This window comes from Duganella zoogloeoides (genome assembly GCF_034479515.1).
Lineage (GTDB): Bacteria > Pseudomonadota > Gammaproteobacteria > Burkholderiales > Burkholderiaceae_D > Rugamonas > Rugamonas zoogloeoides.
On record NZ_CP140152.1, the window covers coordinates 560,717 to 578,805 of the forward strand.

General features: G+C 65.4%; 14 protein-coding genes and 1 riboswitch. Of the genes, 10 read left to right on the forward strand and 4 right to left on the reverse strand.

All coding sequences use genetic code 11. The annotated features are described in order from the left end of the window. A complete protein-coding gene (locus tag SR858_RS02535) occupies window positions 1-3,081 on the reverse strand; it encodes a ligand-binding sensor domain-containing diguanylate cyclase (RefSeq protein WP_019924369.1) in 3,081 nt (1,026 codons plus the stop codon). Between the two features lie 167 nt (window positions 3,082-3,248). Further along, a riboswitch (TPP riboswitch) is annotated at window positions 3,249-3,357 on the forward strand. 71 nt (window positions 3,358-3,428) lie between these two features. Between SR858_RS02535 and thiC the strand changes: the two genes are divergently transcribed. The 10 genes from thiC (at window position 3,429) to SR858_RS02585 (ending at window position 15,566) form a co-directional block, all read left to right on the forward strand. Beyond that, a complete protein-coding gene (gene thiC / locus SR858_RS02540; protein ID WP_019924368.1) occupies window positions 3,429-5,345 on the forward strand; it encodes a phosphomethylpyrimidine synthase ThiC in 1,917 nt (638 codons plus the stop codon). A gap of 13 nt (window positions 5,346-5,358) precedes the next feature. Then, window positions 5,359-5,562: a sulfur carrier protein ThiS gene (gene thiS, locus SR858_RS02545; RefSeq protein ID WP_019924367.1), complete on the forward strand. Its 204-nt coding sequence runs from the start codon at window positions 5,359-5,361 to the stop codon at window positions 5,560-5,562. Window positions 5,563-5,578: 16 nt separating this feature from the next. Next, window positions 5,579-6,361 (forward strand): thiazole synthase, encoded by a 783-nt coding sequence (locus SR858_RS02550; RefSeq protein ID WP_019924366.1) that lies wholly within the window; start codon window positions 5,579-5,581, stop codon window positions 6,359-6,361. A 199-nt stretch (window positions 6,362-6,560) separates the two neighbouring features. Then, a complete protein-coding gene (thiD, locus tag SR858_RS02555) occupies window positions 6,561-7,346 on the forward strand; it encodes a bifunctional hydroxymethylpyrimidine kinase/phosphomethylpyrimidine kinase (protein ID WP_019924365.1) in 786 nt (261 codons plus the stop codon). A gap of 91 nt (window positions 7,347-7,437) precedes the next feature. Then, the gene (gene thiE, locus SR858_RS02560) at window positions 7,438-8,082 is read left to right on the forward strand and encodes a thiamine phosphate synthase (protein ID WP_019924364.1); all 645 of its coding nucleotides are present in this window, start codon (window positions 7,438-7,440) and stop codon (window positions 8,080-8,082) included. A gap of 82 nt (window positions 8,083-8,164) precedes the next feature. Then, on the forward strand, window positions 8,165-8,794 hold the full coding sequence (locus SR858_RS02565; protein ID WP_019924363.1) for an ANTAR domain-containing response regulator: 630 nt from the start codon (window positions 8,165-8,167) through the stop codon (window positions 8,792-8,794). 226 nt (window positions 8,795-9,020) lie between these two features. Beyond that, on the forward strand, window positions 9,021-9,470 hold the full coding sequence (locus tag SR858_RS02570) for a response regulator (RefSeq protein ID WP_019924362.1): 450 nt from the start codon (window positions 9,021-9,023) through the stop codon (window positions 9,468-9,470). A 177-nt stretch (window positions 9,471-9,647) separates the two neighbouring features. Then, complete coding sequence (locus SR858_RS02575; protein ID WP_322534335.1) at window positions 9,648-10,754, forward strand: S-(hydroxymethyl)glutathione dehydrogenase/class III alcohol dehydrogenase; 1,107 nt, start codon at window positions 9,648-9,650, stop codon at window positions 10,752-10,754. An 89-nt stretch (window positions 10,755-10,843) separates the two neighbouring features. Beyond that, a complete protein-coding gene (locus SR858_RS02580; RefSeq protein ID WP_019924669.1) occupies window positions 10,844-13,006 on the forward strand; it encodes a M56 family metallopeptidase in 2,163 nt (720 codons plus the stop codon). 265 nt (window positions 13,007-13,271) lie between these two features. Beyond that, entirely contained in the window at window positions 13,272-15,566 is a 2,295-nt protein-coding gene (locus tag SR858_RS02585) for a UvrD-helicase domain-containing protein (protein WP_019924668.1), read from the forward strand. Window positions 15,567-15,601: 35 nt separating this feature from the next. On the opposite strand, the gene SR858_RS02590 is transcribed toward SR858_RS02585, so the two are convergent. The 3 genes from SR858_RS02590 to SR858_RS02600 all read right to left on the reverse strand — a co-directional run bounded on the left by SR858_RS02590 (window position 15,602) and on the right by SR858_RS02600 (window position 17,844). After that, on the reverse strand, window positions 15,602-16,390 hold the full coding sequence (locus SR858_RS02590) for a BPSS1780 family membrane protein (protein ID WP_019924667.1): 789 nt from the start codon (window positions 16,388-16,390) through the stop codon (window positions 15,602-15,604). Further along, window positions 16,390-17,346, reverse strand: coding sequence for a homoserine kinase (locus SR858_RS02595; RefSeq protein ID WP_019924666.1), 957 nt, complete (start codon window positions 17,344-17,346; stop codon window positions 16,390-16,392). The genes SR858_RS02590 and SR858_RS02595 overlap by 1 nt, the downstream gene beginning before the upstream one ends. Window positions 17,347-17,436: 90 nt before the next feature. After that, window positions 17,437-17,844, reverse strand: coding sequence for a hypothetical protein (locus SR858_RS02600; protein WP_019924665.1), 408 nt, complete (start codon window positions 17,842-17,844; stop codon window positions 17,437-17,439). Between the last annotated feature and the right edge of the window lie 245 nt (window positions 17,845-18,089).

The window sequence follows — 18,089 nt, forward strand, 5'->3', positions numbered from 1 at the left end:
TCAGTCGGCCAGCCACCAGGTATTGCGTCCCGCCGCCTTGGCGCGGTACAGCGCCACGTCGGCCTGCTTGTAGAGCTGTTCGTGGCTGTGGCCGCGCTGGTGCACCGCCGCGCCCACGCTGGCGCTGATCTCGATCGTCGCCCCTGCGGGCAGCAGCAGCGGTTGGGCCAGGTCGTGAAGCATGCGTGCGCACATGGGCGCCAGGGTGGCGCGGTCGGTGGCCTGGCCCAGCAATACGGCGAACTCGTCGCCGCCCAGGCGGAACACCCGGTCCGACTCGCGCACCGCCGCCAGCAGGCGTCCGGCGGCCGCCACCAGCAGGGTGTCCCCGGCGTCGTGGCCATAGGTGTCGTTGACCGGTTTGAAGTGGTCGAGATCGACCAGCAGCAGGGTGAAGCCGGGGCTGCCGCGCTCGGTTTGCGCCACCAGCAGGCGCAGTTCGTCGCTGAACAGGCGCCGGTTGGCCAGGCCGGTGAGGGGATCGCTGTAGGCCAGGGTTTCCAGCTGGGCCTGGGTAGCGCGCAGTTCGGCGGTGCGTGCTTGCACCATCGCCTCCAGTTCGCGCTGGCGCCGGCGCAGGTACCGGGTGCGGAGCTGCATCAGGCCGGCCAGCAGCAACAGCGCCAGCAGCACCGCGCCCAGGCGCGCCCACGGTTGCTGGTGCCAGGCGGTGAGCACCCGCACCGGCACTTCCAGCGGCGCCGACCATTCGCCGTTGCGGTTCGAGCCGCGCAGCAGCAAGATGTAGTCGCCCGGCGGCAGGTTGGTGTAGCTGGCGCGGCGGGTGGTGGCGTCGGTGCCGATCCAGTTGCGATCGAAGCCCTTGAGCTGGTAGGCATAGCGGTTGCGTTCGGGCGCGGAATAGTCGAGCGCGGCGAATTCGAGCGAGAAGCCGCGCTCGCGGCCTTCCGGCGTGACCGTGATCGGCGCGGCCTTGCGGCCGGCGACGTTGTAGATGCCGCTGGGGATTTCCTGGTCGCCCAGCAGGATGCGGGTCACTGCCACTGGCGCCGCGTAGCGCCACGGTACCTGGGCGCGGGTGCGCAGCACGGTCAGGCCGGACAGGCCGCCGAACACCAGTTCGCCGGACGCGGTGCGGGTGCCGGAATTGGTCCAGTACAACGGCAGCTGCACGCCGTCGCCGGCGCCGAACGCCTGCACCGCCAGCGTGCGCGGCGCGATGCGCGCCAGGCCATTGTCGGTGCTGGCCCAGATCGCGCCATCGACATCTTGCAGCACCATGTTGGCGCTGTTGTCGGGCATGCCCTGCAGCTTGCTGAAGCGGCGGAAGCGCCGCTGGCCGTCCGCGTCGGTGCGTTCGAGCAGGATCACGCCGGTGCCGAAGTTCGACAGCCATAACCGTCCCTCGCGGTCGAGCAGCAGCGACGACACGTAGCCGGGCGGCAGGCGGTCGGCCGTAGCGAGTTCTGTGGGCACCAGTTCCACGCCGGCGCTGGCGCCGTCGTGGCGGCCCAGGCGCGCCAGCCCGGTGCGGGTGCCGATCCAGAGATCGTCGCCGGCCACCAGCAGCGCCGTCACGCGCGGATCGCCCAGGCGCTGGATTTCGTGGCGCAGCAGGCGCGCCGTGTCGCGGCTGTCCGCAGCCGGCAGTTGCAACGCCCGCACGCCTTCCAGGTCGCCCAGCCACAGCATGCGGTCGCTTACCGCCAGCGCCCACACTTCCTCTTTGAGCGCGCGGCCCGGCACCGGCACCACGCGCGCGCTGCGGCCGTCGGCGTCCGCGCGGTACAAGCCTTGCTGGGTGCCGAGGTAGATCTCGCCATCGGGCCCGGGCACGATGGCCAGTACCCGGCCCTTGGGCAGCCCGGGCACGGTCGCCGCCTGGCCGCCCAGCGGATCGACGATCTTGACGCCGCCGCTGGCGATGGACAGCCACAGGCGGCCGTCCGGCGCCTGCATCATGGCCGGCACGCTGAGCACGCCGCTGGCGTCGGCACCGAGGTCGCGCACCGTGGCGATCGCGTCCGACACCGGTCCGTGCTGGCTGACGCCGCCCATGGTGGCCACGAAGACGATGCCGCCGCGCTCGCGGAACATGGTCATGATGTTGTTGTCGGGCAGGCTGTCGGGCGTGTCGGCGCGGTGGCGGATGCGGCGCGACTCGCCGCTGCGCACGTCCAGCACCACGATGCCGCCCGCGCTGCCGTCGGTGCCGATCCACAGCTGGTCGGGCGCCGCTTCGATAATCGATACCACGCGCTCCTGCTGCAAGGTCGATGCCGGCCCGCTTTCGCGCACCGCCGTGGCTTGCAGCGTGGCCGCATCGAGCAGGAAGGCGCCGTTGGCGCGGGTGCCGGCCCAGATGCGCCCGGCGCTGTCCTGGAACAGCGCGGTGAACGCCGGCACGGTTCCATCGCCCACGGCCACCGGCCGCACGCGTTGTTGTTTATCCAGCAGGAACAGGCCGCGTTCGGTAGCGATCCACAGCCGGCCATCGGCCGCGCGCAGCAACTGGTTGATGCCGGCGACCGGCAGCGACGCTCCTGCAGCGTAAGCCATGCGGGTGACCACGCCGGCGGCGTCGATGCGGTCGATGCCGGTGCCATGGCCCACCAGCAGGCCGTCCGCGCCGTCGTCGGCCATGGCGGCAACGCCGCCATTGGCCAGGCCGCCGGGACCGGCGCGGTAGCGCACGAAGTTGTCGTGCGCAGCGTCATAGCGCGCCACGCCGCCCGAATTCATGCCGATCCACAGGCGGCCCCGTTGGTCGATGTGCAGGCTCAGGATGTAGTTGTCGGGCAGGGTGTCGGTGCGGGCGGCGTCCGCCCCGTACTTGGTATAGCGGTTGCCATCCCAGCGCAGCAGGCCGGTCTGGGTGCCGATCCAGACAAAGCCCTGCCGGTCCTGGACAAACGCTTCGCCGCCGGACATATCGGCTTGCTGGTAGTGCCTGAACGCGGTGTGGGCCAGGCGGCTCCAGCGCTCGGCGGCGCAGGCATCGGCGGCGCATGCCAGGTGCAGCATGACCAGCATGACGATGGCAAGCAGGCGGCCCCATGCCGCCTGCGCCAACGCTGGCCATGCGCCGCTGGCGCCGCCGCGTGCGGGGCGCGCCGGCATGACATGGCAGCGATATCTATTGCTTATTAGCATGAAGCCACTATACCGTAGCGTCCATGGTGAGCGTTGTGGCATTTTTGCTACGAGCGGGGCGTCTTTCATCGAAGGTCGCGCAATCGCGGCGGGGCGGTTATAATCGTCGCGCTGCCCGGTGGCTTACACCGGGCGGCACACGCTAGGGGTCCTGCGCACGGCATACAGCTGTGGCGCGGGTGAGAAATACCCTCCGAACCTGATCTGGATAATGCCAGCGAAGGGAAGCTCAGGACAACGCCGCCACGGTTTTCGTGGATATCTGGTGTCGTCCTACCTCCTTTGCTGGCTCCTGTAGCCAACCAAGGAGCCACATGAACGCCCACCAGAAATTCCTGTCCGCCACCGCCACGGTGGACCAGGCAGCGATCCACCCGCTGCCCAATTCCAGCAAAGTCTATATACAAGGCAGCCGTCCCGACCTGCGCGTGCCGATGCGCCGCATCACCCAGGCCGACACGCCCGCCTCGTTCGGCTTCGAGACCAATCCACCGGTTTACGTGTACGACACGTCGGGTCCGTACACCGACCCCGAGGCCGTGATCGACATCCGCTCGGGCCTGGCCGCCACGCCGCGCCTGCCTTGGATACTCGAGCGCGACGACACCGAGGAACTGAGCGGTCCCACGTCCGAGTACGGTCAGGCGCGCCTGGCCGATCCGGCGCTCGCCGAGCTGCGTTTTAATTTGCACCGGCTGCCGCGCCGCGCACGGGAAGGGCGCAACGTCACCCAGATGCACTATGCGCGCCAGGGCATCGTCACGCCCGAGATGGAATACGTGGCGATCCGCGAAAACCTGCGTCGCCGCGAGTACCTGGCCGAATTGAAAGACTCCGGCCCGATGGGCCAGCGCCTGGCCGATTTGATGGGCCGCCAGCACCCGGGGCAGTCGTTCGGCGCCAGCATCCCGCTGGAGATCACGCCCGAATTCGTGCGCGACGAAATCGCCCGTGGCCGTGCCATCATCCCCGCCAACATCAACCACCCGGAAGTGGAGCCGATGATCATCGGCCGCAATTTCCTGGTCAAGATCAACGCCAATATCGGCAACTCGGCGGTCACGTCCTCGATCGGCGAGGAAGTGGAAAAGATGACCTGGGCCATCCGCTGGGGCGGCGACAACGTGATGGACCTGTCCACCGGTAAGCATATCCACGAAACGCGCGAATGGATCATCCGTAACAGCCCGGTGCCGATCGGCACGGTGCCGATCTACCAGGCGCTGGAAAAAGTCAACGGCAAGGCCGAAGACCTGACCTGGGAAATCTTCCGCGACACCCTGATCGAGCAGGCGGAACAGGGCGTCGACTACTTCACCATCCACGCCGGCGTGCTGCTGCGCTATGTGCCTCTGACCGCGAAAAGGCTGACCGGCATCGTCTCGCGCGGCGGTTCGATCATGGCCAAGTGGTGCCTGGCGCACCACCAGGAGTCGTTCCTGTACACGCATTTCGAAGAGATCTGCCAGATCATGAAGGCCTATGACGTGTCGTTCTCGCTTGGCGACGGCCTGCGCCCCGGCTCGATCTACGACGCCAACGACGAAGCGCAACTGGGCGAACTGAAAACCCTCGGTGAGCTCACGCAAATCGCCTGGAAGCACGACGTGCAGGTAATGATCGAAGGCCCCGGCCACGTGCCGATGCAGCTGATCAAGGAGAACATGGACCTGCAACTGGAACAGTGCCACGAAGCGCCGTTCTACACGCTGGGGCCCCTGACCACCGATATCGCGCCCGGCTACGACCACATCACGTCCGGCATCGGCGCCGCGCAGATCGGCTGGTATGGCACGGCCATGCTGTGCTACGTGACGCCGAAGGAGCACTTGGGCCTGCCCGACAAGAACGACGTCAAGGACGGCATCATCACGTACAAGATCGCCGCGCACGCGGCCGACCTGGCCAAGGGCCACCCGGGCGCGCAGATCCGCGACAACGCCTTGTCGAAAGCGCGCTTCGAATTCCGCTGGGACGACCAGTTCAACCTGGGACTCGATCCCGACAAGGCGCGCGAATTCCACGACGAGACGCTGCCGAAAGACTCGGCCAAGGTCGCGCATTTCTGTTCGATGTGCGGCCCGCATTTCTGCTCGATGAAGATCACCCAGGAAGTGCGCGAGTACGCGGCTGCCAACGGCATGACCGACGGCGCCGCGCTGGCGCAGGGCATGCAGGTCAAGGCGGTGGAATTCATCAGGAACGGCGCCGAGCTGTATCGCAAGTTGTGAAGGGACGCTATCGATGATCGAAATCGAATTGAATGGCGCGCCGCACGCGGTGCCGGCGCGCCAGACCCTGGACCAGCTGATCGATGGCTTGTCATTGACGGGCCAGGCGCTGGCGCTGGCCGTCAACCGCGCAGTGGTGCCGCGCCAGCAATGGCCGTACCGTGAGCTGCAACCGCAGGACAAGGTGGACATCGTGCGCGCCATCGGCGGCGGCTGAACAACAAGGAAGCTATATGAACCAAGACTTATTGACCATCGCAGGAAAAACCTATCAATCGCGCCTGCTGGTCGGCAGCGGCAAGTACCGCGACCTGCAACAGACCCGCGAGGCCACCGATGCGGCCGGCGCGGAAATCATCACCGTGGCGATTCGCCGCGTCAACATCGGCCAGGATCCGACAGCGCCGAGCCTGCTCGACGTGCTGCCGCCGTCGCAGTACACGATCCTGCCCAACACGGCCGGCTGCTACACGGCCAAGGACGCGATCTATACCTTGCAGATGGCGCGCGAACTGCTCAACGGTCACAAGCTGGTCAAGCTCGAAGTGCTCGGCGACGAAAAAACGCTGTTCCCGCACATGCCGGAAACCCTGATCGCGGCCGAGGCACTCGTCAAAGACGGCTTCGACGTGATGGTGTATTGCAGCGACGATCCGATCCAGGCCAAGATTTTAGAGGACATTGGCTGCGTGGCGGTGATGCCGCTGGCGTCCCTGATCGGCTCCGGCATGGGCATCCTCAACCCGTGGAACCTGTCGCTGATCATCGAGCAGGCCAAGGTGCCGGTGCTGGTCGATGCCGGCGTGGGCACGGCGTCGGACGCGGCGATCGCCATGGAACTGGGCTGTGACGGCGTGCTGATGAACACGGCCATTGCCGGCGCGCGCGACCCGGTACGCATGGCGCGCGCCATGCAGCTCGGTGTGCAGGCCGGGCGCGAAGCATTCCTGGCCGGCCGCATCGCCCGCAAATTCGCCGCATCGCCGTCGTCGCCGATGGCGGGCCGGCTGGCATGAGCGCCCGCGTGATGGCGCCCGCAAAGCCGGCGAAACATTACGGCATAGCGACGGCAGGCGCGCGTGCGGGCATGGCTGGCGGCGTGCCGGCGACGTCGATGGTTGGAACCGTTGGCGGCGCCCCGGCGACGGCGACCGCCGTGCCCGTTGCCGGGGCGACGACGTCCGCGACGCCGGCAACCGTGCGGCGCGCGCGCCCATGAGTGCGGTCACTGCGCCGGTTCAGCGCCCGTGCGTGCTGGTGTTTTCCGGGCTCGATCCGTCCGGCGGCGCCGGCCTGGTGGCCGATGCGCAGGCGGTGGCGGCGCAGGGCGCGCACGCGCTGACCGTGTGCACGGCGCTCACGGTGCAGGACAACGACCGGGTGTTTGCGGTCGAACCGGTGGCCACCGACCTGGTGCTGCGCCAAGCGCGCGCGCTGACCGGCAAGATGGCGATCGGCGCGGTCAAGATCGGCATTCCCGGCAGCGCCGCCAATGCGCTGGCGATTGCCGACGTGATCCGCGCACTGCGGCGCGTGCAGCCGCAGCTGCCGGTCGTGCTGGACCCGGTGCTGGCCAGCGGCCACGGCGACGTGCTCACGCCCGGCGATGCGGTGGCCGCGCTGGCGCCGTTGCTGGCGCTGGCGACAGTGCTCACGCCCAACGGCCCGGAGGCATATCGCCTCACCGGTGTCGAAGCAGGCGCGGCGCAAGCGGCCATGCTGCGCGGGCAGGGCTGCCGCAACGTACTGATCACGGGCGGCCACGACGATGGTCCGCACCTGCTCAACCACTGTTACGGTGATGTGGACCACCAATGGCAGTGGCAGCGCCTGCCGGGCCAGTTTCACGGCAGCGGCTGCACCCTCGCCGCCGCCATCGCCGGCCACCTGGCGCTGCGGCTGCCACTGGTCGCTGCGCTTGAGCGAGCCCAGCATTACTGCTTTGGCGCGCTGCGCGACGCCTACGCGGTGGCCGCCGGGCAGCGCATGCCGCACCGATGAAGTTAGCCACCCCTTACCGACCACCTACCCACCACTTTATCCGCAGGCCGCATCGGCGCAGCGCGACCGCCGGCCTTGCAAGGAGAGCATCATGCAAGGACTTTACCTGGTCACTCCCAACTGGGACGACACCGATCAACTGCTGGCCGTGACCGAGCAGGCGCTGCAAGCCGGCAAGGGCAGCATCGCATTGCTGCAATATCGCCACAAGGACGCCGGCCCGGCCCGGCGCCGCGCGCAGGCCGCGGCGCTGCTGGCGCTGTGCCGGCGCTATGGCGTGCCGTTCATCGTCAACGACTTCGTCGATCTGTGCCAGGAAATCGGTGCGGACGGCGTACACCTGGGCGGCACCGACGCCGGCGTGGCTGCCGTGCGCGCGCAACTGGGCGCCGACAAGATCATCGGCGCCTCGTGCTACGGCGACCTGGCGCTGGCGGTGGCCGCGCAGAACGACGGCGCCAGTTACGTGGCGTTCGGCGGTTTTTATCCGTCGCTGGTCAAGAAATATGATTTCGTCACACGGCCCGAATTGCTCGACCAGGCGCGCGCCGTGATCCGCGTGCCGACCGTGGTGATCGGCGGCATGACCCCGCAAAACGCCGCACCGCTGGTTGCGCGGGGTGCCGATATGGTGGCGGCAATCACCAGCGTTTATCGGACCGAAAATCAGGCCGACAGCGTGGCGCGGGCGGTGCATGCTTTTGCAGCGTTGTTTTCCAGGCCTGTGGCAGGGTAATTCTCCACAGGAAAACCTTGAGTGATGGAAGCTTTTCGGCTTTATAATGGGGTCGTTAGCAATAGCCCAAGGTTGCCGCCACATGCCCAATTCCCTGCCCCAGAAGCGTCCCATCCTGATTGTCGATGACGACCCGTTATTGCTCGATTTCCTGGGCGAAGTGCTCGGCCATGCCGGTTACGACATCCTCAAGGCCTCGTCGGCAGAGCAAGCGCTGCAACTGATCGCCCAGCGCGAACCCGATATGGCGCTGCTGGACATCCACATGCCCGGCATGACCGGCCTGGAACTGGCCAAGCAGTTGCACGCCACCAGTTCGGTGCCGTTCATGTTCCTGTCCGGCCGTGGCGATGCCGATGCCGGCAAGCAGGCCGCCTCGTATGGCGCGGTCGGTTTCCTGGTCAAGCCGGTGGACGAGAAGCAGCTGATGCCGGCGTTTGCCGCCGGCCTGGCGCGCGCCGACGAAATCCGCCAGCTGCGCCGCACCGAGTTGAACCTGAACGCGGCGCTGGCCGCCGGCCGCGAAACCAGCCTGGCCGTGGGCCTGTTGATGTGCAAATTCCAGACCGACCGCAACACCGCGTTCGAAGTGTTGCGCGACCATGCGCGCTCGAACCGGCGCAAGGTCAACGAGGTGGCCGACCAGTTGCTGGCGGCCGAAGAAACCCTCAATGGCTTGCATGCTGCATTCAGCCAGCGTCTGAAAAAATAGACAGCAATGCCGTCGAGCTGCTTGCTCTACGGCATTTTTGTTGTACACTGTGAACTGTCTGCGGTATATCCATGCTGCAGCACGATGCAGCAGGCCGCGTGATCGCGCTCCGCCTGCCACCGTTCGGGCCGCCTTTTCCCTGCGCCCGTCCCCCAGTTCTCGGCCCAACTCCGCCGATCGTTTCCGTCAGTCTTGCTGACGGCTGTGATTTTTTGCGGAGACCGCCATGCCTTTCGATACTTCCAGCAACACCCAACGTTCCGACCAGGACCAGAGCGCCGCCATCGGCTTTTCCATTTACGTCACCGCCCCGCGCGTGCTGCACATCGACAGCGATGCCGACACCGCGCTGGTGCTGACCGCGCTGCTGGTGCCGGAAACCCGCGTCACCCACGTCACGACCATTGCTGCCGCCCAGGACTTGCTGCTGAGCGAACAGTTCGCGCTGGTGGTGATCGATCCCGAACTGCGCGACGGCGACGCCGGCCTGCTGCTCGACAACCTGCACCATTTGCAGCCGGGCGCCCGCGTGCTGGTGTATTCGGCGCGCCACCCCGAAGCCGACATCCGCGGCGGCGCCTTCCTGCCCAAGCCGTGGACGTCGCCGCGCCAGCTGTGGCGCACGGTTTCCGATTTGCTCGATCTCGGCAGCACCATGCCAGTAGAACCGCAGTAAGCGCCTGACAAAATCTCCAGAGCGGCGTTACAGCTCCTCGCCGTACATTCGTACTGTCTTCGTCGCTGTGCCTTGCTCTGGAGGCTTTGTCAGGCGCTTACATAAAAGTGGGGAGCCCACAGATCGTCCCTGGCTTGTTATCATGGAGCATTCCAGATAACAGCCAGAGGACGAACGATGAAAACCAAAGCAGCCGTAGCATGGAGCGCGGGCCAGCCGTTGACGATCGAGGAAGTGGACCTGCAAGGCCCGCGCGCCGGCGAGGTGCTGATCGAACTCAAGGCCACCGGCATCTGCCATACCGACTACTACACGCTGTCCGGCGCCGACCCGGAAGGCATTTTCCCGGCGATTCTCGGCCATGAAGGCGCGGGCATCGTGGTCGATGTCGGCCCCGGCGTGACCACCCTCAAAAAAGACGACCACGTCATCCCGCTGTACACCCCGGAATGCCGCCAGTGCAAATTCTGCCTGTCGCGCAAGACCAACCTGTGCCAGGCGATCCGTTCCACGCAAGGCCGGGGCCTGATGCCCGACGCCACCAGCCGCTTCTCGCTCGACGGCAAGCCGCTGTTCCATTACATGGGTACCTCGACTTTCTCGAACTACATCGTGGTGCCGGAAATCGCACTGGCGAAAATCCGCGAAGACGCGCCGTTCGACAAGGTTTGCTACATCGGTTGCGGCGTGACCACCGGCGTGGGCGCCGTGGTGTTCTCGGCCAAGGTGGAGGCGGGCGCCAACGTGGTGGTGTTCGGCCTGGGCGGCATCGGCCTGAACGTGATCCAGGCGGCCAAGATGGTGGGCGCCGACAAGATCATCGGGGTCGATATCAACCCGAACCGCCAGGAGATGGCGCGCAAGTTCGGCATGACGCACTTCATCAACCCGAAAGACACGCCAAACGTGGTTGACCACATCGTGCAACTGACCGACGGCGGCGCCGACTACAGTTTCGAGTGCGTGGGCAACACGCAACTGATGCGCGAAGCGCTCGAGTGCACCCACAAGGGTTGGGGACAGTCGTTCATCATCGGCGTGGCGGCGGCCGGCCAGGAAATCTCGACCCGGCCGTTCCAGCTGGTGACGGGCCGCGAGTGGAAAGGTTCCGCCTTTGGTGGCGCCCGTGGCCGCACCGACGTGCCGAAGATCGTCGACTGGTACATGGAAGGCAAGCTCAATATCGACGACCTGATCACCCACCGTTTGCCGCTCGAGCGCATCAACGAAGGTTTCGACCTGATGAAGTCGGGAGAGTCGATCCGCTCCGTGGTACTTTATTAATTTTTACTCCCCGGTGGAAGTAGAAAAAAAGTTCTAGACTTAATTATCTAGATAATTTATTCTACATTCCATCACAAGGGGAGTGCGGCATGGACGTATTGCAAACTCTGGTGCCTGCCGTCGGCTGGGCGCTGTTGCATTTTATCTGGCAGGGCCTGCTGATCGGCTGGGCCGTGGCGTTGTCCATGCACCTGCTGCGCCGCGCCCGGCCGCACACCCGTTACGCGGTGGCCTGCGCTGGCTTGCTGCTGTGCGCGGCGCTGCCGGTTGCCAGCGTCCTCAGCCAGCTCCACGCCGCCGATGCCTCTCCTGGCGCCAGCCTCGGCGCCATCACCCTGATTCCTTCGTTTGTATCCGGCGCCAATGCCGCGCCTGTCTCCTTGCTGGACCAGCCCGCGCTGGCCGGCTGGGAAGCCGTGCTGCGCGGCCAGCTGCCGTGGGTCGTCGGCCTGTGGCTGGCCGGTGCGGCGCTGATGTCGCTGCGCCTGGCCATCGGCCTCAAGTGGGTAGCCGAACGCACCCGCAGCGACCGCTACACCGTCAACCACTACTGGCAGCGCCGCCTCTCGTGCCTGGCGCGCCGCGCCGGCCTCGACCTGCACGTGCGCCTCGGCGTGGCCGATGGCCTCGACAGCCCGGTCACGGCCGGCTGCTGGCGTCCGATCGTGCTGGTGCCGGCATCCCTGATCACCGGCATGCCGCCCGAATTGCTCGAAGCGTTGCTGGCGCACGAGCTGGCGCACATCAAGCGCCGTGATTACCTGGTCAACCTGATTCAAAGCGCGGTGGAAATCGTGCTGTTCTATCACCCAAGTGTTTGGGCCTTGTCGCGCCGCATCCGCATAGAGCGAGAACAAATCGCCGATGACCTGGCAGTGTCCATGCTCGGTCAACCGCAGATGCTGGCAAAGGCCTTGTCCGAGCTGGATAAATTCCAGTTCGATACCGTACAACTTGCCCACGCGGCGCATGGAGGAAATCTTATGTCTCGTATTAAACGCTTGCTGCGTCCCGATGTCGAACCGGTCAGCTGGAAAATGGTGGTCCCGCTGCTGGGCCTGTGCGCAGCCAGCGCCGTATTCTATGTGCAGGCCGCGCCCAACCCGCCGGCCGCTGCGCAGCCTGGCGCCGCACTGGCGCCGACAGCGGCTGCCGTGGCCGCTGTGCAGGAGGCATCGAATGCGCTTGATGTGTCGAATGCTACAGATGCGGCCGATGCGCCGAGTTCGCCCGATGCGATGGATGCGGCCGAGGCGTCGGAAGTTGCTGCTTCTGCCGAGCCGTTAGCCGCAGTGGCCCCGGCCGCGCCGGCCATGCCCGCACTGCCGCCAGTCCCTGCCGCGCCGAAAGCTGTTCCGGAACTGGTCGCGCTCGCTGCCCCCGCAGCCCCCGCTGCCCCCGCAGCCCCCGCTGCGCCGGCAGCACCAGCAGCTCCAGCGGCCCCAGCAGCCCCGGCAGCGCCGATGGCTGACCATGCCATGCAATCCCAAGTCAGTATCGAGGGGATGACCATGCTCAGAGGCAAGCGCGACAGCGCGTATGCGCTGGTGCCGCTCGACCGTAGCCGCATGCTGATCGCCGGCAACACCGACGACATGCTCAAGGTGGCTGACCTGCGCAAGACCATCAAGGGCGAATTCATCTGGTTTGCCGAGCGCGACAAGAGCTACGTGATCGAAGACCCGGCGCTGGTGGCGCAAGCGATTGCCGCCTGGGTGCCGGTGCAGAAACTCGACGCGCAAATGAAGGTTCACGGCGACAAGATGCAGGCGCAAGGCAAGGTGATGGAAGCGGCCGCCGAGAAAATGCGCCTGAACCTGGAGGCCAATGGCGGGCTGCGCGAGGTCGAGCAGCGTGGCCACGAGATCGGCCGCGCCGCCGCCCAACAGGCCATCATTGCCCAAAGCCTGGCACAGGTGGCGCTGGAGCGCGCGGCCTTGCCCGCCTCGGACACCGACAAGCGGGCCGCGCTCGACGCCCGGCGCGCGCAGTTGCAGGCGCAGCTGGCGCCACTGGCGCGCGAGATGGACGCCCAGCAACTCCGCCTGGTGGCGCAGTCGGCCAAAGTGGGCCAGGACATGGGCCGCCGCATGGCCGAACTGAGCAAGCCGATGGGCGTGATAGGCCGCGAAATGGGCGCACTGGGGCGCCAGCGTGCGCAAGCCCAGCGCGAGGCCGAACTGGCCATGAAAGCGGTATTCAAACAAGCGCTCGGCAGCGGCAAGGCCGTGGCCACCACGCCGTCGGCCTGATGGTGCGACTGGCACCCCGGGCGTGATGCCCGGCGTGCCACCTTGCCCAACCGGCGCCAGCACCCGCCAGCACGGCGTCACTTTGCCGCCATGCGACTGCCAACCGACTGCCTGCCGGCTGTCAAACGACTGCCAACTGGCTTCCAACTGGGTGCCACTGACTATCCACCGACTGCCAACGCGCGACCAACCTGGCGCCAGCCGGTGTCCGGGCCCGACGCGGTGGCTGGCGGTGCTTGACCAGGCATCCCGGTATAATCACGGGATGCAAAATCTTCTCCATAACCTGAACGACGAACAACTGGCCGCCGTCACCCTGCCGGCCCAGAGCGCCCTGATCCTGGCGGGCGCCGGTTCCGGCAAAACCCGCGTGCTGACCACCCGTATCGCTTGGTTGATCCAGACCGGGCAGGTGTCGCCGTCGGGCATCCTGGCCGTGACCTTTACCAATAAAGCCGCCAAGGAGATGATGACGCGCCTGTCGGCCATGATGCCGATTAACACGCGCGGCATGTGGATCGGCACCTTCCACGGCCTGTGCAACCGGCTGCTGCGTACGCACTACCGCGACGCCGCGCTGCCGCAGACGTTCCAGATTCTCGATTCGCAAGATCAGCTGTCCGCCATCAAGCGCCTGATCAAGGCCAATAATGTCGATGACGAAAAGTTTCCACCGAAAGAGGTGATGTACTTCATCAACGGCGCCAAGGACCAGGGCCTGCGTGCCGACAAGATCGAACCGTACAACGCCGATGAGCGCAAGAAGGTCGAGCTCTACCAGCTGTACGACGATCAATGCCAGCGCGAAGGCGTGGTCGATTTTGCCGAGCTGCTGCTGCGCACGTATGAACTGCTGAGCCGCAACCAGCCGCTGCGCCAGCACTACCAGCAGCGCTTCCAGCACATCCTGGTCGATGAGTTTCAGGATACCAACGATTTGCAGTACAAGTGGCTCAAGCTGCTGGCCGGCCATGGCGAAGGCGGCGGCGGGGCCTTGTTCGCGGTTGGCGACGACGACCAGAGCATTTACGCGTTCCGCGGCGCCAACGTGGGCAACATGATTGCGTTCGAGCGCGAGTTTCACGTCAAGAACCTGATCAAGCTGGAGCAGAACTACCGCTCGCACGGCCATATCCTCGATGCGGCCAACGTGCTCATAGCCAACAACAGCAAGCGCCTGGGCAAGAACCTGCGCACCGACGCCGGCCACGGCGAGCAGGTGCGCGTGTATGAAGCCACGTCCGACCTGGGCGAGGCGCAGTGGATCATCGAGGAAACGAAAAACCTGATCGCCGACGGCGCCGCGCGCAGCGAAATCGCCGTGCTGTACCGGTCCAACGCGCAGTCGCGCGTGATCGAGCACGCGCTGTTCTCGGCCGGCATTCCGTACCACGTGTACGGCGGCCTGCGCTACTTCCAGCGCGCCGAGGTCAAGCACCTGATCTCGTACCTGCAATTGATGGACAACCCGCACAACGACTCGGCCTTCATGCGCGTGGTGAACTTCCCCACGCGCGGCATCGGCGCCCGCACCATCGAGAACTTGCAGGGCGCGTCAGCCCAGTACGGCGTGTCGCTGTACGCGGCCGTGCCTTACATGACCGGCAAGGGCGGCACGTCGCTGGCCGGGTTCGTCAAATTGATCGAAAGCGCGCGCTTCGAGAGCCAGCAGATGGCGTTGCCGGAGCTGGTGCGCCTGGTATTGGAAGCGAGCGGCCTGCTTACCCACTACCAGACCGAGAAGGAAGGCGCCGACCGCATCGAAAACCTGGAGCAAATGGTCAGCGCCGCCACCCAGTTCGTGGCGGAAGAGGGCTACGGTCACGGCGCCCCCGCGCACCTGGGGCCGCAGTCGCAGGCGCAGGCGGGCGCGGCCATTGTCAACGAGGATGGCGTCGAAATTTTAGATGCCGACGCGCCGCTGGCTACCGTGATGTCGCCGCTGTCGGCGTTCCTGTCGCACGCATCGCTCGAAGCGGGCGACAACCAGGCCACGGCCGGCCAGCAGGCGGTGCAGATGATGACCGTGCACTCGGCCAAAGGCCTGGAATTTAACAACGTGTTCATCACCGGGCTGGAAGAGGGCCTGTTCCCGCACGAGAGCAGTTCGCGCGAGGAGGGCGGCGTGGAGGAAGAGCGGCGCCTGATGTACGTGGCGATCACGCGCGCGCGCCAGCGCCTGTACCTGTGCTTCGCGCAAACGCGCATGTTGCACGGCCAAACCCGTTACAACATGAAATCGCGCTTCTTCGACGAGTTGCCGGAAGATGCACTCAAGTGGCTGTCGGCCAAGGCGCAAACCCACTGGTTCGCCAACAAGAAAACCGCGTGGGACGAGGCGCCATTGATCGGCTCGGACAATGCGATCGCCCAGAAAATGCAGCAAAAGTCATCGGGCTGGCGCATCGGCGAATCGGTCGAGCATGCCAAGTTCGGCGAGGGCGTGATCGTCAACATCGAAGGCAGCGGCGCCAATGCCCGCGCGCAGATCAATTTCGGCAGCGCCGGGATGAAGGTGCTCGATTTGAGTATTGCCAAGCTGGAGCGGTTGGGGCGATAACTGATACAAGAAAGGGCGCACTCTGCGCCCTTTTTTTACGCCATCGTATCCGGCCTGTCGTGCTTTTCCAGATCCACCGGCGCCGCTGCCTGCGGGTGGTCGAACATGTCGCGGTACGCCACATACAGGGTGCAGTGCGCCAGCACGATCAACAGCAGCAACAGCGTGAAAATCCCCGCCATCGCCATTTGCGACGCACCGAAGATCATCGCGACGATGTTGGAGCTGACGAAATACAGCAGGTGCAGCGCCGCCGTCGCGATGAACATCGGCTTGAAGGCGCGCACCACCGATACCACGCTGAAGAACAACGCCTTGCCCACCGTGATTTTTTGCCAGAACACCAGCGGCGCGGCAAAGCAGGTCAGGATCCAGGTGATGGTGTACATGGCCGAGGCGATCAGCATCGGCACCACCATGGTTTGCAGCAGGGCGGGATCGACCTTGTCCGGATGCTCGGCGATGCGGGCCAGCACGTCGCCCGACATGCTGTAGACCACGACGGCAGCGAGCAGCAATACCACCAGGTTGAGCGCGCCCAGCGTCAGCAGCGGACCGCGGGCAGGCTTGCGGAAGCCGCTCAGCAACAAATTGGGCAGTGCGCGCTTGCCCTCGTCCGCGTGCCGGCAACCTTCGAGCATGGCCACCGAAAATAGCGGAGTGAGCAGGAATACGGCCAGTTGTCCGACCGGGATGATCATGATGAACATCGACAGGAACATGCAGCAAAAGAACAGCGCCATCAGGCCGCCGGGTTGCTTGCGGAACAGCAGCAGGCCCTGTTTAACCCAGTGCACGCCGGTGCGGGCGGTGTATTTAGTCATCAAAAAAGCTTCGGCGCCAGCGTGGCGATACGTTCGCGCAAGATGCGCTCAAAGTGGGTGGGATCGTGTGGCGTAAGCATTTCTGCCTCCCGCGGCTGGTAGTAATCATACAGCCGCGAGAGCCAGAACCGCAGCGCGCCTGCGCGCAGCATCGGTTGCCAGGCGGTTTGTTCGGCGGCGGTGAACGGCCGCACGCCGTGGTAGGCGTCGAGCAGGGCGCGCACGCGCGCCACGTCGAGCACGCCGGTGTCGAGATCGATACACCAGTCGTTGACGGTGACGGCCACGTCGAACAGCCAGGTGTCGCAGCCGGCAAAGTAAAAGTCGAAGAAGCCGGTCAGGCGCTCGCCGTCGAACATCACGTTGTTGCGGAACAGGTCGGCGTGCACGGGTCCGGTCTGCAACTGCTTATATGTGTCGCAACCGGCAAATGCTTCCTGGAAATGCATCTCGGCCCGCAGCAGGTGCGCATTGCTGTCGGACAGGTGCGGCAAGACCTTGGGCGTGGTGTCGTTCCACCAGTCCAGGCCGCGCAGATTCGGTTGTTGCAGCGGATAGTCGCGGCCGGCCAGGTGCATGCGCGCCAGCATGGCGCCCACTTCGGCGCAGTGCACCGGTTGCGGCGCCATTTGCGAACTGCCTTCGAGCTTGGTGACGATGGCGGCCGGCTTGCCGTGCAGGGCGACAATCAGCTCGCCCCGGTGGTTGGGAATCGGCGCCGGCACCAGTACCTGGCGGTCTGCCAGGTGGCGCATCAGTTGCAGGTAGAATGGTAGCTGCTCAAACGACAGGTTCTCGAAGATAGTGAGTACATACTCACCTTGCTCGGTGTCGAGGAAAAAATTGCTGTTTTCGATGCCGGAAGCGATGCCTTTCAAGGCGGTTGGCTTGCCGAGGGGAAATTGCGTGATCCACTGGTTGACGTCGTCCAGGGTGACCGGAGTAAACACTGCCATGAGAAGCTTGATGGGTTCGGTGAACGGGCGCGCCGCTGCACAGCGTGCGCGCCGAAATCCTGCGCTGCGCCGGAGCGCAGCCGCAGGTGCTTATTTGGTGACGGGCGCGGCGGGCGGCGGTACGTCAGTGGTGCTGTCGTCTTCTACCGGGGTCTTTTTCTTGGGGCCGCCGAATTCCAGCACCTTCCATTGCGGGCCACTCAAGGTAGGGCCCGGACCTTCGCCGACCGGTACCGGGCCGGCCGGGTGGGCCGGACGCACGGTATAAGTGCTGCCACCGGCGGTAACGGTGGTGTTGATCAGGTTGCCGTTATTGTCGCGGTTATCCTTGATCTGGGTACCCTGCTGCGACTGGTTGGATCTGACGTTGACGCCATCTTCGGTGACCTCCTCCAGCTTTTCCAGCTTGGGCGGCTTGTCGCTGGGCGGCGTTTGTGCCATGGCGTGAGCGCCGATGGCGAGGAGCAGGACAGGCAAAAGGGAGGAGGTGCGCTTCATGATGGATCGCCTTGACGTAGTCTGACCGGGTGGGGAATGCGTGATATTTTTAAGTATGGTCCATTGTAACAAACGTGCACGAATCCCTGCTCTAAAAAGCCCATTTCCGCCTCTTCAGTAAGGTTTCCTTAAGAAACCATTTCAGTTTTGGAAATCCCGTGCGGCGGGCGAAGCGCTGCTTAAAACCTGCGATAATGCGCCATTCACTCTGCGAGTCGCCGCTGCTGTTACTGTTGCGGCCACCG

Coding starts and splice junctions, on each gene's coding strand:
- SR858_RS02535 (WP_019924369.1), bottom strand. CDS start 3,081: ATGCCGGCGCGCCCCGCACGCGGCGGCGCCAGCGGCGCATGGCCAGCG.
- thiC (WP_019924368.1), top strand. CDS start 3,429: ATGAACGCCCACCAGAAATTCCTGTCCGCCACCGCCACGGTGGACCAG.
- thiS (WP_019924367.1), top strand. CDS start 5,359: ATGATCGAAATCGAATTGAATGGCGCGCCGCACGCGGTGCCGGCGCGC.
- SR858_RS02550 (WP_019924366.1), top strand. CDS start 5,579: ATGAACCAAGACTTATTGACCATCGCAGGAAAAACCTATCAATCGCGC.
- thiD (WP_019924365.1), top strand. CDS start 6,561: ATGAGTGCGGTCACTGCGCCGGTTCAGCGCCCGTGCGTGCTGGTGTTT.
- thiE (WP_019924364.1), top strand. CDS start 7,438: ATGCAAGGACTTTACCTGGTCACTCCCAACTGGGACGACACCGATCAA.
- SR858_RS02565 (WP_019924363.1), top strand. CDS start 8,165: ATGCCCAATTCCCTGCCCCAGAAGCGTCCCATCCTGATTGTCGATGAC.
- SR858_RS02570 (WP_019924362.1), top strand. CDS start 9,021: ATGCCTTTCGATACTTCCAGCAACACCCAACGTTCCGACCAGGACCAG.
- SR858_RS02575 (WP_322534335.1), top strand. CDS start 9,648: ATGAAAACCAAAGCAGCCGTAGCATGGAGCGCGGGCCAGCCGTTGACG.
- SR858_RS02580 (WP_019924669.1), top strand. CDS start 10,844: ATGGACGTATTGCAAACTCTGGTGCCTGCCGTCGGCTGGGCGCTGTTG.
- SR858_RS02585 (WP_019924668.1), top strand. CDS start 13,272: ATGCAAAATCTTCTCCATAACCTGAACGACGAACAACTGGCCGCCGTC.
- SR858_RS02590 (WP_019924667.1), bottom strand. CDS start 16,390: ATGACTAAATACACCGCCCGCACCGGCGTGCACTGGGTTAAACAGGGC.
- SR858_RS02595 (WP_019924666.1), bottom strand. CDS start 17,346: ATGGCAGTGTTTACTCCGGTCACCCTGGACGACGTCAACCAGTGGATC.
- SR858_RS02600 (WP_019924665.1), bottom strand. CDS start 17,844: ATGAAGCGCACCTCCTCCCTTTTGCCTGTCCTGCTCCTCGCCATCGGC.